The sequence below is a fragment of the Paraburkholderia eburnea genome (assembly GCF_002917095.1).
GTDB classification, from domain to species: domain Bacteria; phylum Pseudomonadota; class Gammaproteobacteria; order Burkholderiales; family Burkholderiaceae; genus Paraburkholderia; species Paraburkholderia eburnea.
Genome location: NZ_PQGA01000009.1, coordinates 64,107 through 79,911 on the forward strand (window position 1 = coordinate 64,107; position 15,805 = coordinate 79,911).

12 protein-coding genes are annotated in these 15,805 nt (G+C 66.3%); 5 read left to right on the forward strand and 7 right to left on the reverse strand.

Annotation, left to right across the window (positions count from 1 at the left end; genetic code table 11):
- Positions 1-73: 73 nt before the first annotated feature.
- A complete protein-coding gene (locus B0G62_RS17560) occupies positions 74-2,011 on the forward strand; it encodes an AI-2E family transporter (protein ID WP_103705631.1) in 1,938 nt (645 codons plus the stop codon).
- Positions 2,012-2,116: 105 nt separating this feature from the next.
- On the forward strand, positions 2,117-2,356 hold the full coding sequence (locus tag B0G62_RS17565) for a hypothetical protein (protein ID WP_103705495.1): 240 nt from the start codon (positions 2,117-2,119) through the stop codon (positions 2,354-2,356).
- Between the two features lie 393 nt (positions 2,357-2,749).
- Here B0G62_RS17565 and B0G62_RS17570 read toward each other — a convergent pair whose 3' ends face one another.
- A complete protein-coding gene (locus B0G62_RS17570; RefSeq protein WP_103705496.1) occupies positions 2,750-4,141 on the reverse strand; it encodes an aldehyde dehydrogenase family protein in 1,392 nt (463 codons plus the stop codon).
- Between the two features lie 121 nt (positions 4,142-4,262).
- On the opposite strand from B0G62_RS17570, the gene ptrR reads away from it, so the two are divergent.
- Positions 4,263-5,165 (forward strand): putrescine utilization regulator PtrR, encoded by a 903-nt coding sequence (ptrR, locus tag B0G62_RS17575; protein WP_103705497.1) that lies wholly within the window; start codon positions 4,263-4,265, stop codon positions 5,163-5,165.
- Positions 5,166-5,363: 198 nt separating this feature from the next.
- Here ptrR and B0G62_RS17580 read toward each other — a convergent pair whose 3' ends face one another.
- Complete coding sequence (locus B0G62_RS17580) at positions 5,364-6,830, reverse strand: MFS transporter (protein WP_103705632.1); 1,467 nt, start codon at positions 6,828-6,830, stop codon at positions 5,364-5,366.
- Positions 6,831-6,993: 163 nt separating this feature from the next.
- On the opposite strand from B0G62_RS17580, the gene B0G62_RS17585 reads away from it, so the two are divergent.
- Positions 6,994-7,866 (forward strand): LysR family transcriptional regulator, encoded by an 873-nt coding sequence (locus tag B0G62_RS17585; protein ID WP_103705498.1) that lies wholly within the window; start codon positions 6,994-6,996, stop codon positions 7,864-7,866.
- A 27-nt stretch (positions 7,867-7,893) separates the two neighbouring features.
- On the opposite strand, the gene B0G62_RS17590 is transcribed toward B0G62_RS17585, so the two are convergent.
- The 5 genes from B0G62_RS17590 to B0G62_RS17610 all read right to left on the reverse strand — a co-directional run bounded on the left by B0G62_RS17590 (position 7,894) and on the right by B0G62_RS17610 (position 13,889).
- The gene (locus tag B0G62_RS17590; protein WP_103705499.1) at positions 7,894-9,084 is read right to left on the reverse strand and encodes a tyrosine-type recombinase/integrase; all 1,191 of its coding nucleotides are present in this window, start codon (positions 9,082-9,084) and stop codon (positions 7,894-7,896) included.
- 183 nt (positions 9,085-9,267) lie between these two features.
- Positions 9,268-11,022 carry a flotillin family protein gene (locus B0G62_RS17595; RefSeq protein WP_103705500.1) on the reverse strand — a complete coding sequence of 585 codons (1,755 nt, stop codon included), beginning with the start codon at positions 11,020-11,022 and terminating at the stop codon, positions 9,268-9,270.
- A gap of 138 nt (positions 11,023-11,160) precedes the next feature.
- Positions 11,161-11,814 carry a YqiJ family protein gene (locus B0G62_RS17600; RefSeq protein ID WP_103705501.1) on the reverse strand — a complete coding sequence of 218 codons (654 nt, stop codon included), beginning with the start codon at positions 11,812-11,814 and terminating at the stop codon, positions 11,161-11,163.
- A 197-nt stretch (positions 11,815-12,011) separates the two neighbouring features.
- The gene (locus B0G62_RS17605; RefSeq protein ID WP_103705502.1) at positions 12,012-12,860 is read right to left on the reverse strand and encodes a class I SAM-dependent methyltransferase; all 849 of its coding nucleotides are present in this window, start codon (positions 12,858-12,860) and stop codon (positions 12,012-12,014) included.
- A 42-nt stretch (positions 12,861-12,902) separates the two neighbouring features.
- Entirely contained in the window at positions 12,903-13,889 is a 987-nt protein-coding gene (locus tag B0G62_RS17610) for a LysR family transcriptional regulator (RefSeq protein ID WP_103705503.1), read from the reverse strand.
- A gap of 138 nt (positions 13,890-14,027) precedes the next feature.
- Between B0G62_RS17610 and B0G62_RS17615 the strand changes: the two genes are divergently transcribed.
- Positions 14,028-15,779: an IlvD/Edd family dehydratase gene (locus tag B0G62_RS17615; RefSeq protein ID WP_103705504.1), complete on the forward strand. Its 1,752-nt coding sequence runs from the start codon at positions 14,028-14,030 to the stop codon at positions 15,777-15,779.
- Positions 15,780-15,805 lie beyond the last annotated feature (26 nt).

Consider the following 15,805-nt stretch of genomic DNA (forward strand, 5'->3'; position numbering starts at 1 on the left):
CCCGATGCGCGAGCCCTATCCTCCCCACGAATCCGATGACCGCCCGGGTCACGCTGGCCGCGACCGCTTCGCCATGAATGTCCCGCTTCCACCCGACCGGCCTCACACAGGTCATGCGCACGGCGCCGCAGGCAGCCGCCGCAACCGCGTGTTCCCGCCGAGCACGCCCACGGTCCATACGCTCGCCTCGGTCATCACGGGCGTGGTGGTCGTGTGCGGCCTCTACTTCGGGAGCGCGGTGCTGATTCCGATCACGCTCTCGGTGCTGCTGAGTTTTTTGCTCGCGCCGCTCGTCAACGCGCTGCGCCGTCTGCGCCTGCCGCAATTCCTGTCGATCCTGATCGCGGTGCTCGCCACGGTGCTCGCATTGGCCGGCGTGAGCGCGCTGATCTTCGCGCAGGTCGTGCAACTCGCCGCCGATCTGCCGCAGTACCAGGAGGAGATCGAGCAAAAGATCGAGACGGTGCAGCAAAAAACCGTGGGCCGCGCCGATTCCCTGATGACGCGCGCCGCCGCCGCCTTGCAGCGCGTGACGCCCACGCCGCCGCCGGCGCCACCGGCGCCGCGCGGACGCGCCGCGCGCAACCAGCCGCAGCAGCCGATGCCCGTCGAGGTCCACACGCCCTCACCCACGCCGATGCAACTCGCGCAGCGGGCTTTCTCGCCGGTGATCGCGCCGCTGGAGACCGGCTTCATCGTGCTCGTGGTGACGATCTTTATCCTGCTGCAGCGCGAGGACTTGCGCGACCGTCTGATCAGCGTGTTCGGCTCCGACGATCTGCACCGCACGACCACCGCCATCAACGATGCCTCCGAGCGTCTGTCCCGTTACTTCGTCGCGCAGCTTGGGGTGAACGTGTCGGTGGGGGCGGTGCTCGCGGTGGGGCTGGCGGGGATCGGCGTGCCGGGCGCGCTGCTGTTCGGCGCCGTGGCGGCGCTGCTGCGCTTCGTGCCGTACATCGGTATCTGGATCGCAGCCGTGATGGCGACGCTGCTGGCCGCCGCGATTCAGCCGCAATGGACCATGGCGGTGTGGACGCTGATCTTCTTCATCGTCGTCGATGTGGTGGCGGGCCAGTTCGCCGAGCCGATGCTCTATGGCCGCCGCTCGGGGCTGTCTCCGCTCGCGGTGGTGGTCGCGGCGATCTTCTGGAGCTGGCTCTGGGGGCCGATCGGCCTCGTGCTATCGACGCCGCTCACGCTTTGTATCGTCACGCTCGGCCGTTACGTGGATCGGTTGAATTTTTTGACCATCCTGCTCGGCGACCAGCCCGCGCTCACGCCCGCGCAAACCTGCTATCAACGCCTGCTCGCCGACGATCCGCATGAAGCGCTCTTGCAGGCCGACCGCCTGCTCGTCGAGATGCCGCTCATCGACTATTACGAGCAGGTGGTGTTCGAGGGCCTGCGCTTCGCGCGCAACGACGTGCTGCGCGGCGTGCTGCCCGCCGAGCAACTGGCGCGCATCAATCAGGCGCTGCTCGACATCGTCGAGGATCTCGAATCCGTGGACGATTCGCGCCACGCCGCGCTGGAGGACGCCAACGCGCGCCGCAACGGCGAAGCGGTCGAAGCGCCGCTGGAGGTGCCGCACGACGGCCGCCTCGTGCTGTGCGTACCGGGGCGCGGCGCGTTCGACGAGGTGGTGGTGGCGATCGTCTGCCAGTTGCTCCTGCGCGCGCGCATTCCCTGCACGGCGACCACTTACGCCGACGTGCGCAACACCAAGGCGGGCATGGCGGATGCGCTCGACATCCACGCGATTTGCGTGGTGTCGCTCGACGCCCCGGAGTCGCCGCCGTACCTTCGCAACCTGGTGCGGCGCGTGCGCGAGCGGGCGGCCGACATGCCGATCGTCGTCGGGGTGCGGGCTACGCGTCGCGACGAAGGCATGGGGATCGCCGCCAACGACACCGGCACGCACCTCGCCGCCACGCTGCGCGACCTCGTGGAGGAGTGCGGCACGGCGCTGGCGCGTCAGCCGGAGGCCGTCGCGCGACAGCAAATCTGATACGCCGAATGTGACATTGATTGTGACAGTCACGCCGACGTCACATTCAGGCCTGATGATATGCGCCCCTGTGCCCCTGGTTGCGGCATTGCTAGGAGACATGAATTGCTGAGTCCGCACGAGTTTGCCACCCTGATGTTGATCCGCCACGCGCCGGAGCAGATCGACATGAATCGCCACGAACTCGATACCCTGCTTGAACGCCAGCTCGTCGCGCTCGAAACGCGCACCGAAGGCCACCGCCTGCCGTCGCTCACGACGGCGGGTCATTCGCTGCTCCAGGCGCTCGGGCGCGTCGATCCCGTGCGCGTCGTGCACGATGATATGAGCTTCGATACGCATTGAGGGCGGTTCGTCCGTCCTGCGCCGCCCCGGCTGTCACTTCCCCCCGCCATGGGCGACAGCATTCTGTCGAGGGTCGTGCCTGAAAAACCGATGCGCGCGCACCCATTTCGCGCGCGCAAAAAAATCGCCGGCGGATGGCCGCCGGCGTTCAAGACTTCGACTCTGCATGGTCCCTGAATGAACGGGGACAGGGTATGGTGCGCGGTGCGCGAACCGGCAAGTCAGTCGGTCCGCTGCCGCGCTCCATAGCCCGATTAACGGTCATCGCGCCGAAAGGTTGAATGCGGAAAAACCCGCTTGCTCGTCAACCCTGGCCGGAGTCGAATCGGTAAAAAGACCTTCCAGCAAGGCGCGAAATGCCTCCGCGCCTCGTGCCGCCATCGCCACCATGTTTTAGCGCCGATCCACCCAGACCGTCTGGATGTTGCAGAACTCGTGCAGCCCGAAGCTGGACAGTTCGCGACCAAAGCCGCTCTTCTTCACGCCGCCCACGGTCACGCGCGGGTCGGTCGCCACGTCGCCGTTGATGAAGACCGCGCCGGTGTCGATCTGCGCGGCCAGTACGTTGGCGCGTTCGACATCGCGCGACCAGATCGTGCCGCCCAGACCGAATTCGCTATCGTTCGCGAGATCCACGGCGTGCTGCGCATCGCGCGCCACCACGATCGCCGCGACCGGCCCGAACAGTTCTTCCTTGAACGCGGTCATGCCCGGACGCACATCGGCGAGCACCGTCGGCGCGTAGTAATTGCCCGCGCCTTCGATCTTGCTGCCGCCCAGCACGAGGCGCGCGCCTTCGGCGATCGAGCGCTCGACCTGGTTGTGCAGTTCGTCGCGCAAATCGTAGCGCGCCATCGGGCCGATGAAGGTGCTGTCCTCGCGCGGCGCGCCGATGCGCAGCGCCTTCACGGCTTCGACGAAGCGTGCTTCGAAGTCGGCGGCGATGCTTTGCTCGACGATCAGGCGCTTGGCGGCAAGGCAGACCTGGCCGGTATTGCCATAGCGGCCCAGCACGGCGGAGCGCACGGCCTGGTCGAGATCGGCGTCGGCGAGCACGATGAACGCGTCCGAGCCGCCCAGTTCCAGCACGCACTTCTTGAGCGCCGCGCCCGCCTGCTGCGCGATGGCCGCGCCCGCCCGCACGCTGCCCGTGACCGCGATGGCGGCGATGCGCGCATCGGCGATCACCGGCGCGACGCGCTCGGGCGGCAGGTTGAGCACTTCGAAGGCGCCTGCGGGCAGATCGGTGGCCGCGAGCGCATCGCGCAGCAGGTACGCGCTGCCCATCACGTTGGGCGCGTGCTTGAGCACGTAGGTATTGCCCGCGAGCAGCATGCTCACCGCGCCGCGCAGCACCTGCCAGATCGGGAAGTTCCACGGCATGACCGCGAGAATCGGGCCGAGCGGGCGGAATTCCTGGCGCGCGGTGCCGTTCGGCACCGGCACATTCAGCGGCGCGAGCATGGCCGGGCCGTTTTCGGCATACCACTCGGCGAGCGCGGCGCACTTTTCGACTTCGCCGCGTGCCTGCGCGATCGGCTTGCCCATTTCGTCGGCGATCATCGTCGCGAACGCCTGCTTGCGCTCGCGCAGGACGTGCGCGAGTTGCACCAGCACGGCGGCGCGCTGGGCGACGGGCGTGTCGCGCCAGATGCGTGCGGCGCTGGCGGTGCGAACGAGCGCAGCTTCCACGGCGGTTTCGCCGTCGAACGCGTAGGTCGCGAGGATTTCGCCGTTGACGGGGTTGCGCGAGACGGCGCCGGCGGTGTCGGGTGTAGCGGTCATGTTGTGCTCCTCTCTGTCGGAACTGCAATGATTACGGCATCGAATGAGCGACAGCATACGATCTGGCAATACTCAGCAAAAGTGAATAATATTGAATAAATTGTTCTCTAGGAGTGAGGGTGTGGAGCTGGCTCAACTGCTGATCTTTCGCGAAATCGCCGATGCGGGCAGCGTGCAGGCCGCCGCGCAGCGGCTGCACCGCGTCCCGTCCAATCTCACGACGCGCCTGCGGCAACTGGAGGAGGAACTGGGCGCGGAGCTGTTTATTCGCGAAAAGATGCGTCTGCGCCTGTCCGCGACGGGCGCGGCGTTCCTCGACTACACGCGCCGCATTCTCGATCTCGTTGAGGAAGCGAAACTCTCCGTGGCCGGCGACGAGCCGCGCGGCGCGCTGCCGCTGGGTTCGCTGGAAAGCACGGCGGCCGTGCGCATTCCAGCGGTGCTGGCGGCGTTTCATCGGCGCTATCCGGACGTGGCGCTCGATCTTTCGACGGGGCCGTCGGGAGAACTGATCGATCGCGTGCTGGAAGGTGAGCTGGCTGCGGCGTTTGTCGATGGACCGGTCTCGCATCCCGCGCTCACGGGCGTGCCCGTGTTCGGCGAGGAACTGGTGCTGATCTCGGCGGCCAACCGCAAGCCGATCAAGCGCGCGAAGGACGTGAACGGCGCGAACATCTATGCGTTCCGCTCGAACTGCTCGTATCGGCGTACTTTCGAGCGCTGGTTCGAGGAGGATTGCGCGGCGCCGGGACGCGTGTTCGAGCTGGAGTCGTATCACGGCATGCTGGCGTGTGTGTCGGCGGGTGCGGGTCTCGCGCTGCTGCCGGCGAGCTTGCTGGAGAGCATGCCCAGTCGTGGCGAGGTGATGGCGCATAAGCTGCCGGCTTCGGTGCGCGCCGTGACGATTTTTCTCGTCTGGCGGCGCGATCTGCGCGCGCCGGCGGCGCTGCGGCGGCTGATTGAAATGCTGGAGGCAAAAACGGGCGCAGAGGACGGAGAAGATCGCTCAAGGACGCCCGGATGAAAAGCGCTCCGGCGTGCTATCTGCAATCCAGCGCGCCGGAGCGAACCCCAGTCCAGACCGGCTCAGCGAGCGAATCGGCGAGCGGCCCAGGCAGTCTCGGAGAAGACTGGCCGCATCGTAGCAAGCGTGTTGGCGCGCGTGAACGAAGCCTTTGGCATAACGTAATGAGGGCGCGGGTTCGATGGTGTTCACGCGCGCTCAATCATGCGCATGCAAGCGCCGGTGCAGCGGCCCGAGCGCCATCGACAACAGCACGCATACGCCCAGAATCGCCACCAGCGAGAACATCGATACCTTGAAGCCCGCCGCGTAATCGAGCGCGCCAGGATGCGCACCCAGACGCGCGAAGAACATCCCGCCGAGCGTCGCCGCGCCCACGGCAGCACCGATCTGCAGCATCGCCGTGACCATGCCTGACGCCACGCCCGCGCGTGCCGGCTCGACTTCGGCGAGCACGATGCGCACCACGGACGGCAGCACGAGACCCTGGCCGATGCCCATCGCCGCGAGTCCGACGTAGAAGCCCGCGCCCGGCGCCGTAGCCCCCGCGAGCGCCGCCGCCGTGGCGAGACCCAGCGCGATCAGCACATAACCGAGCGTGAGCACGCGATAGCCGCCGAAGCGCGCGACCAGACGCTGCATCAAGAGCGGACTCGTCAGAAAGCCGACGCCGAATGGCAGGATCGCGAAGCCCGAGGCCAGCGGCGACCAGTGCAGCCCGCCCTGCAGATAAATGCCGTAGCTCAGAAAGAACGCGCTCATCAGATAGAACAGGAACGCGAGCGTCAGGCCCAGCGCGACGACGGGATTGCGCAGCAGCCGCACGTCGAGCAGCGGATCCTTGCCCGCCGCGAGCGTGCGCGACTCCACGCGCAGCAGCAGGCCGAGCACGGGCACCGACGCCGCGAGGCAGAACAGCATCCACGCGGGCCAGCCTTCCTCGCGTCCGCGCGTGAGCGGATAGACCAGCATCAGCAGGAAGAGCGACAGCAGCAGCGTGCCGGGCACGTCGATGCGCGCGCCGCGCGGCGGACGGCTTTCCGGAATGAAGCGCCAGCTGCCGAGCAGCGCGAAGACGCCGATCGGCAGATTGACGAGAAAGATCGCGCGCCAGCCAAGGCCGAACGGATGCAGGCTGATGAGCGCGCCGCCGCCCAGCTGGCCGATCACCGCCGCGACGCCGAACACGAAACCATAGAGGCCCATCACGCGCACCTGCTCGTGCGGCGCGTAGACGCTGCGGATCGTCGCCAGCACCTGCGGCGCGAGCACAGCGGCGAAGAGGCCCTGCAGGATGCGTCCCAACACGAGCACCGTACCGTCCGAGGCCAGGCCGCAAAGCGTCGAGGCGAGCACGAAGCCCGCCATGCCGATCATGAACATGCGCTTGCGGCCGTACAGATCGCCCAGTCGCCCGCCCGTGATCTGCGCGACCGCATTGGCGCAGGCGTAGGCCGACACCACCAGTTGCAACTGCGAGGCGCTGGCCGCGAGTCCGTCATGGATCGCGGGCATCGCGAGATTGACGATGAAGTAATCGACCGGCGGCAGGATCGCGCCGATCAGCAGGACGAAGAGCGCCCAGCCGGAATGACCGCGTGCGGCGGCGGGCGGGGAAGACGCCGCGGCCACGGTCGGCGCGGCGGTGAGGGTGTCGTCAGTCATGGCGGAACTGTCCAAAAAGAGGGGCGCAGCCAGGTGCAGGGAGGGATTGCGCATTGCACCATTCGGTACGACATTGTGCTACAACACGCATCCAGCGGAAAAGCGGGAATAGGTGCTACTATCCATCGACTTACTCGATGGATGGCGAAAGCCGGGGAGCACCATGCGCGGTTTCGAATTCGACCAGTTACGCACCTTTACGGTAGTGGCGGACGCGGGCAGTCTTACGGCCGCCGCGCCTTCGCTGCATCTGTCGCAGTCCACGGTCAGCGAGCAGATGCGCAAGCTCGAGGCGCGCGCCGGCGTGCCGCTGTTCGTGCGCAGCAAGCGCGGCGTCGAGACCACGCCTGCCGGTGCCCGACTGCTCACCCACGCGCGGCGTATCGTGGCGCTCAACGAAGCCGCCTTCGACGACGTGCGCGGCCAGGCGATCAAGGGCGAACTGCGCGTCGCCATCACCGATTACTACCGCACTCACGAAGTGGCCGGTATGCTCGCGCGGCTGCGCGAGTGCTATCCGCAACTGAGCCTGCACGTGAGCACGATGAAAAGCGCGGAGATCGAGCAGGCGCACGCGCGCGGCCAGATCGATCTGGGCGTGGTGATGAACATGTCGGCGGGTGCGGTTCGGCCCGCGCAGGGCGACGCGCGCTGGGTGCTGCGCCGCGAGCCGCTGCATTGGGTGGCCTCGCCCGCGCTGGCGGAAGCGCTGCCCGATCCGCTGCCGCTTGTGCTGCTGCCGCACGATTGCATGCTGCATCAGATCGCGGTCCATTCGCTCGAGGAGCAGGGCCGCGCGTTTGTGATGGGGCATAGCGCATCGGGCGTCGCGGGTTTGCAGTCGATGCTGGCTGCCGGGCTGGGAGTGGGTTGCCTGTGTGCGTCGGCGGTGCCGGACGGCCTCGTGCGGTTAGGCCTGCGACATCGTCTGCCCGCGCTGCCCGAGGCGGTCTTCTCGCTCACGCCGCCGCTGCCCGGCGAGCGCGAAACGGTGACACAGGCGCGCGAGGTGTTGGCGCGGCAGTTGCTGGTTTGAGCCTGCGTCTGGGCGGATAACGCTCGCTTACCAGCCGATCCGATGTTTCTCGTCGGTTTCCCGATGGCGCACGTCGTCGTCGCTATGCAGATAAAGGCTCGTCGTGCTGAGCGACGCATGCCCGAGGTTATCGCGCACAAGTCGCAGATCGACGTCGCCATCGGCCATATGCGAGCCCGCGCTGTGGCGTAGCCAGTGCGCCGACGCCGCCTCTAGCCGCGCTGCGCGCGCCTCGGCTTGCGCGGAACCGGCGGCTCCGTCCATCTCGTGCAGCCTTTGCGCCGCCCCCGCGAAAATCGCCTTGACGATCGTATGCAGCGCCGTGCGCGTGAGCGGTTTGGTCGATTTGCCGATGGGCAGCACGAGCGGCGTCGTCTCGTGCGGCGAGGGCAGCGCGGCAAGACCGCGCGCGTTGCGATAGCGCGCCAGCTCCGCCATCATCTCGGCGGTCGCGGGCACGAGGCGGCGGCGCTCGCCTTTACCGAGCACATCGAGCCACCAGCGCTCCACGCCCGCTCCATCGCGCCGCGTGAAGAAGTCGCCCATCGTGTTGGCGCCGACCTCGGAAATGCGCAGTCCGCCCAGATAAAGCAGCGTGAGCAGCCAGCGCGTTCGGCTGTGATGCTCGCGCTCGCGTGCGGTTTCGCGCGGCAGGCCGTCGACATAGGCCTTCACCTCGTCCCACAGTTCGCGTTCGAGATAGCGCGTGATGCGCGGCGCTGCCCGGCGTGCGCGCTGACGCGACAGCGAAAGCGGATTGCCCGCCAGATAACCCGCGCTCACGAGCCATGCAAAGAGCGTGTTGAGAATCACCATCGCCTGACGCTGACTGGCGGCGGATAGCGACCCATAGAACGGACGCCAGCGCGCATCGTCGCGCGCATGTTTGCGCCCGCCGCCCGCGACCCAGCGCGCGGCGGGCTGCGGATCGGCGAGAAAGTGCTGATACGCGAGCAGATCCTCGTGGGTGAGCGACGACAGCGGCTTGCCCAGTTGCACGATCGCCCACAGCAGCAGACGCTCGCTTTCCTTGCGATAGGTCTCGAAGGTGGCCTTCGAATCGGCGACGCGCGCGAGCCACGCGCGAATCGCTTCGAGGTCGTTGGCCGCCGCGATCTGCATGCGGCCGTGCGCGCGATTCACGCCGTCGCGGCCGTCGAGATCGGCAGGCAGTTCGAGGGCGTCGAGCGGACGGGGAGCGAGCAGGGCGGTGTGCATGGGCAAAGCGAGGGCGCCGCAATCAAGCGGCAAGTCGAAACGTGGGTGAGACCACGCGGACTATAACGCGGATCGCCCGATGCCCGAAGCAGATGCCCGTTGAATGTGACGTCGAATGTGGCGTCGAACGTGAAGCCGGCCGCGCAGACGCTGGTGGCCTGCGCGGCTCGGCGCGGTGGTGGCTTAGCTCGCCGCGCCCGTGTCCTGCAGACGCGGGCCGTAATGCGCGCCCAGCGCCGGATCGACACCGTTCACGCCGTTCGCCACACCCGGCGCGCCAACCGCTCCCGCTGCATTTGCCACTGCCGCCGCGCTCGCCGCGCCCGGCACCATCGACGACAAGGACGTGCCGTTCAGGCCGATTTCCTTGAGCAGCGAATCGACGAGCGGCGCATGCGCGCGGTAGGCCAGCGCCGCCGACATCGCCTGCTCGGCCAGATTGCCGCCGTTGATGCCGGCCGCGCCCGCGCCGTCGGCCGCCGCGCCGCCCTGGCGGTTCAGGCCATCGACCTGGATGATCTTGATGCCGTCGATCGACTTCATCGGCTCGACGGTTTGCTGGATGATCGAAGGCAGCGCCTGCAGCAGGGCCAGCTTGAATTTCAGGCTGGTCTGGTCCGACGACAGGGTATTGATGGCGTCGTTCAAGGCGCGCTGCGCCTCGGCTTCGGCGATGCCCTTCTTGCGTGCGGCCTCGGCCAGTTCGACGATCGCCGTGGCCTGCATCTGCGCGGCTTCGCGCTCCGCGCGCGCCTTGGTCGTGACGTGCACCGCGCTGGTTTCGGCTTCCTGTGCGGCTTCGATCAGCGCGACCTGCTTGGCGCGATCGGCTTCGGCGGTGCGGCGCGTGGTTTCCACGAGCTGCTCGGCCTTCACCGCTTCGGCGAGCGACTCGTTCGCGCGTGCCTGCGCCTGCGATTGCGCCTCGGACTTCTGCGCGATGATGATCGCCCGTTCCTGCTCGGCGATCTGCGTGACCTTGGCCTGCTCGATTTCCTTCACGCGGATTTCGCGGTCGGCTTCCACCTTGCGCGAGCGCACGGCCTGTTCGCGCTCGATTTCCGATTCCTGCACCTGACGCTCCGCGCCGATGCGGCTCTGCTCGGCCTCCTGATGACGCTGCGCCTCGAACGCGGTGATGCGCGCGTTCTGCTCCGCCGTGCGCGTCTTCACCTGTTGCTCCTGTTCGAGCTTCATGAACGATTCCTGCTGATCGATTTCCAGCCGCTTCGAGAGCGCGTCACGGTTCTTTTCGCGCACGGCGACTTCGGTATCCTGCTCGACTTCGTTGCGCTCCTTGCGGCGGCGCTCCGTTTCCTGCGTGAGCTTCGTGAGACCTTCGGCGTCGAATGCGTTGTTCGGATCGAAGTATTCCTTCGAGGTCTGGTTGAAGTTGGTCAGCGACACGCTTTCCAGCTCCAGACCGTTCTTGGTCAGATCTTCCGCGACCGTGTTCTGCACGCCTTGCACGAATTTTTCGCGCGCGTCCTGCAGGTCCTGCATCGTCATTTGCGCCGCCGTCGAGCGCAGCGCGTCGACGAACTTGTCGTCCACGAGCGCGCGCAGATTCTCGGGCGCGAGCGTGCGTTGGCCGAGGGTTTGCGCGGCGGTCGATACGCCTTCCGCCGTGGGCGCGACGCGCACGAAGAAGGCCACCACGACATCCACGCGCATGCGATCCTTCGTGATCAGGCTGTCGCGCGATGCGCGGCTGACTTCCAGCTTCAGCGTGTTCATGTTGATCGGGATGACTTCATGGAACACCGGCAGCACGACCGCGCCGCCGCTCATGATGACGCGCTGGCCGCCGAGCCCTGTGCGCACGAACGCACGTTCCGCCGAAGCCCGCACATAAAGCCGCGCGAAGATCAGGCCGATCAGGCCCAAGCCCACGATGACCGCGAGAGCGACGGCTCCCCAGAATATGATCGTATCCATTGCGATGATTGACTCTCGATGTAGTTAGAAACAAATTCCCATCCCCTCTCCCCAACCCTCTCCCTCAGGGAGAGGGCCAAACAAACTCCCCTCTCCCGCGGGAGAGGGGCCGGGGGAGAGGGGGAGAGGAGGAGGGGGCTAAGGCTCGTGGCGCGGACTCTTGATCGCCCGATACAGCGAAGCCGAAACGCGCGCTGTGATCAACACCGTCTGCCCGCGCAAGAACACCACTCCGGCATCCTCCGGCTCGATGCGGACGTAATGCGCCTGGCCGAATTCGTCGACGAAACGGGCTTCGGCGGGATTGCCCTGGGTGGCCTCGCCAGTGACGATGCGCACGGCGCGGCCGATAAAATCGGTTTCCGATAGCGCGCTCGATTCTTCCTGCGGCACGAGGCGGCCAATCGGCTTACCCGTTTTGCGAACGAACAGCAGCGTAAGCGGCAGCGCGATGCACGCGGCCAGCGCGGGCGGCAACATGAAATGAAACAACGCATGCAGCACCCATTGCAGCAACAGCCCTGAAATGGCGAAACCGGTGAGAAACAGCGCGAGTAAAACAAGAAATGGCACGCGGCCCACATGCAGCCAGCCGAGCAATTGACCGATAAAACCGGTTTCCGCGCCGCTTGCCGCGTGATCGATATCGAATTGATGGGCAATCAGATTGCCCGCATGCGTGGTGACGCTAAAACCGAACAATAGCGTCACGCTTTCCAGTACGGCAATCACGATCATGATGCCGATCGCCACGATGAATGGCGCGTATCCCGGCTGCAGCAAGGAGGTCATTGAGTTTTTCTTTTCTCCGTTATCCCGCCGTAAGTCTATATCGGATTGAGGCAACGTACTCAATGCATCATGGATAAAGGCACGAATAAATCAATGCGGGTTGCATTAATCTAGTCCTTCGTGCATAAAAATACCGTAAAAATCATTCTCCCCATGACGGGAGAATGACTGTGGCGGAAGTTTAAATAAAATTGCGATTAAACCGTCGCAATCAAAAACGATTCGCCTTTTGCGGGTTTCAACGCGTCGCTGCGCCCGCTGAAATAGCGCGCGACGATATCGCCGGTGCCGATGTGTTCCGCTTGAGAGAAACCCACTTCGCGAGCGAGATCGAGCATCTCGTCGGGGCGGAAGAAGCTCACGAACGGTGTGCCCGCCGCCCGCGCGTGCTCGTAGACGGCTGCGTGCCGCGAGCGTTCCGGCTCGTCGATCATGTCGAGCGGCAACGTGAAGGTCATCGCGAGCGTGGAGCCGGGCGCGAGTTGCGCGACCTCGCGCAGCGTGGCGAGATTGGCTTCGCGCGTGAGATACATCGAGACGCCCGTGGACGCCACCACGGCGCGCTGCGTGGCATCGAAGCCCGATTTCGCGAGCCGCGCGCGCCACGATTCGCCCGCCTCGAAATCGACGGCCACGAAGCGCAGCCCGTCCTGCCCGCGAAAGCCCAGATCCGCGAGGCGCTGGCGCTTCCACGTCTGCGTGTCAGGGTGATCGATTTCATAGACATGGATGCGCGAGGCAATCTCGGGGCGCCGCTGCGCGAACGTGTCCAGGCCCGCGCCCAGCAACACGTATTGCGCAACGCCCTGCGCCACCTGCGCGGCGACCAGGTCTTCGATCAGACGCGCACGGCCCACGATGGACGCGCGATAGCCGCGCGTGCCTTCGGGGTCCATGTCGGGGCGCTCGCGCCAGTGCGCGTCGGGCGCGGCGAGCTGCATGCCCAGCTCGTCTTCGAGCACATGCGGCTCGGCATCGACCTGCACATGCAGCGCGCGCCAGAGCGCGGTGCGGATGGCGGTGGAATCGGGGATGGCGGCGGGCATCTGGGTCTCCTCTGGACGCGGATCTTGCCGATATCGAACGCGTCAGCCTGAAGAATACGTCGGCGTATCGTGCGGCGTCGTCCCATAGACCTCGGCGCTGACCGCGCGCAGCGCCTCGATCATCACTTCCGCGGCGGGCGACAGCAGCCGGTCGGCGCGCGTGATGATGCCGAAGTCGTCCATCTGGCAGTCCATCGGCAGCGGCAGGATCGCGACCATGCCGTGCGCCGCGTAGTAGCGCGCCACGTCGCCGGTGAGCACGGCGATCATGTCGCTTTGCTCCAGCACGCGGGTGATGAAGAGCAGCGCGGACGTTTCCACTATGTTCGAAGGGGACGCGAGGCTCGCGCGCTGGAACATCAGCTCGAAACGATGGCGCAGCACGCTCGCCACGGGCGGCACGATCCAGGTGGCGCGCGCCACGTCGGCGAGCCTGAGGGGTGTGTCGGGCGCGTCCGCGAGCAGCGGATGCCCAGGCCGCACCACGGCGCACACCGGCTCGCCCGTGAGCGGCTCGTAACGCAGCGCGAGCTTGTCGTGTTCGTCGGACAGCCGACCGAGCACGACATCCAGCTTGTCCTGCGCAAGATGTTCGAGCAGCACATTGCTCGCGTCGATCTCCACCGACACGCGCATGTTCGCGTGCGTGCGCTTGACCGCCGCCACGGCGGACGGCAGCACGCGCACGCCCGGCGACGTGATGGCGCCCACCGCGACGTGGCCCAGGCGGCCGGCCTTGAGCGCGATCAGCTCCTCCTGCGCCTGATCGAGACTGCCAAGCACGGTGCGCGCGTGGCGGATCAGCGCGTCGCCGTAGAGCGTGGGCTTCATGCCGCGCGGCATGCGCTCGAACAACAGCGCGTCGAGCATCTCCTCCAGCTCGCGCAGAAGCTTGGACGCGGCGGGCTGCGTCATGTGGAGCGCCGCCGCCGCGCGGTGAATATTGCCTTCTTCCGCGAGCGCAACCACGAGCAGCAACTGCCGCGTCTTGAGCCGCGTGCGCACGTACCAGGGGCTTGTCTCCAGCATCACGGTCTGATTTCCTGGATAGTTCTAAGCGTTTATACGAATGCTGATTTCGATATCGGAACCGTCTTTTATTTCATTAGAAGGTTATCAGAGTTCTCCTTAGACTTAGCGGAACCTTCAGCCCCACTCATTCAGGCGATGTCGGCGATGAAACCCAAACTGCGCTCCCAACAGTGGTTCGGCACCACGGACAAGAACGGCTTCATGTACCGAAGCTGGATGAAGAATCAAGGCATCCCCGATCACGAGTTCGATGGCCGCCCGGTCATCGGCATCTGCAATACGTGGTCGGAACTCACGCCCTGCAACGCCCATTTCCGCAAGCTCGCGGAGCACGTGAAGCGCGGCGTCTACGAGGCGGGCGGCTTTCCGGTCGAGTTTCCGGTGTTCTCGAACGGCGAATCGAATCTGCGCCCTTCGGCGATGCTCACGCGCAATCTCGCGTCGATGGACGTGGAAGAGGCGATTCGCGGCAATCCCATCGACGCCGTCGTGCTGCTGTGCGGATGCGACAAGACTACGCCCGCGCTGCTGATGGGCGCGGCGAGCGTCGACGTGCCCGCCATCGTCGTGACGGGCGGCCCGATGCTCAACGGCAAGCTCGAAGGCAAGGATATTGGCTCGGGCACGGCGGTGTGGCGTCTGCACGAATCGCTCAAGGCCGGCGAGATCGACCTCCATCATTTCCTCGCGGCCGAAGCGGGTATGTCGCGCTCGGCGGGCACCTGCAACACCATGGGCACGGCATCGACGATGGCCTGCATGGCCGAATCGCTCGGCGTCTCGCTGCCGCACAACGCGGCGATTCCCGCCGTGGACGCGCGCCGCTACGTGCTTGCGCACCTGTCGGGTATGCGCATCGTGCAGATGGCGCTCGAAGACCTGAAGCTCTCGAAGATTCTCACGCGCGAAGCGTTCGAGAACGCGATCCGCACCAATGCGGCCATTGGCGGCTCGACCAATGCCGTGATCCACCTGAAGGCGATCGCGGGGCGCGTCGGCGTGCCGCTCGAACTGGAAGACTGGCAGCGCATCGGCCGCGGCACGCCCACCATCGTCGATCTGCAGCCGTCGGGCCGCTTCCTGATGGAAGAGTTCTACTACGCGGGCGGCCTGCCCGCCGTGCTGCGCCGTCTGGGCGAAGCGCACCTGCTGCCGCATCCGGACGCGCTCACGGTCAACGGCAAGTCGATCTGGGACAACGTGCGTGAAGCGCCGAACTACAACGACGAGGTGATCCGCCCGATCGACAACCCGCTCATTGCGGACGGCGGCATCTGCATCCTGCGCGGCAATCTCGCGCCGCGCGGCGCGGTGCTCAAGCCCTCGGCGGCCACGCCCGAACTGCTCAAGCATCGCGGCCGCGCCGTGGTGTTCGAGAACTTCGATCACTACAAGGCGACTATCGACGACGAGTCGCTCGAGGTGGACAAGGACTCGATCCTCGTGATGAAGCATTGCGGCCCGCGCGGTTATCCGGGCATGGCCGAAGTCGGCAACATGGGGCTGCCGCCCAAGCTGCTGCGCCGGGGCGTGAAGGACATGGTGCGGATTTCGGACGCGCGCATGAGTGGCACCGCCTACGGCACCGTGGTGCTGCACGTCGCACCGGAAGCGGCGGCGGGCGGGCCGCTGGCCGCCGTGCGCAACGGCGACTGGATCGAGCTGGATTGCGCGTCGGGCCGCCTGCATCTGGACATCGGCGACGAGGAACTGCAACGCCGTCTGAGCGCTGTTGATCCCGCCGCCGCGCCGGGCGTGGCGGAGCAGATGGGCAAGGGCGGCTACGCGCGCCTCTACGTCGATCACGTTTTGCAGGCCGATGAAGGCTGCGATCTGGACTTCCTGGTCGGCACGCGTGGGGCCGCTGTGCCGCGCCATTCGCATTGACGCGCGGGGGGCACCATGACGATTGC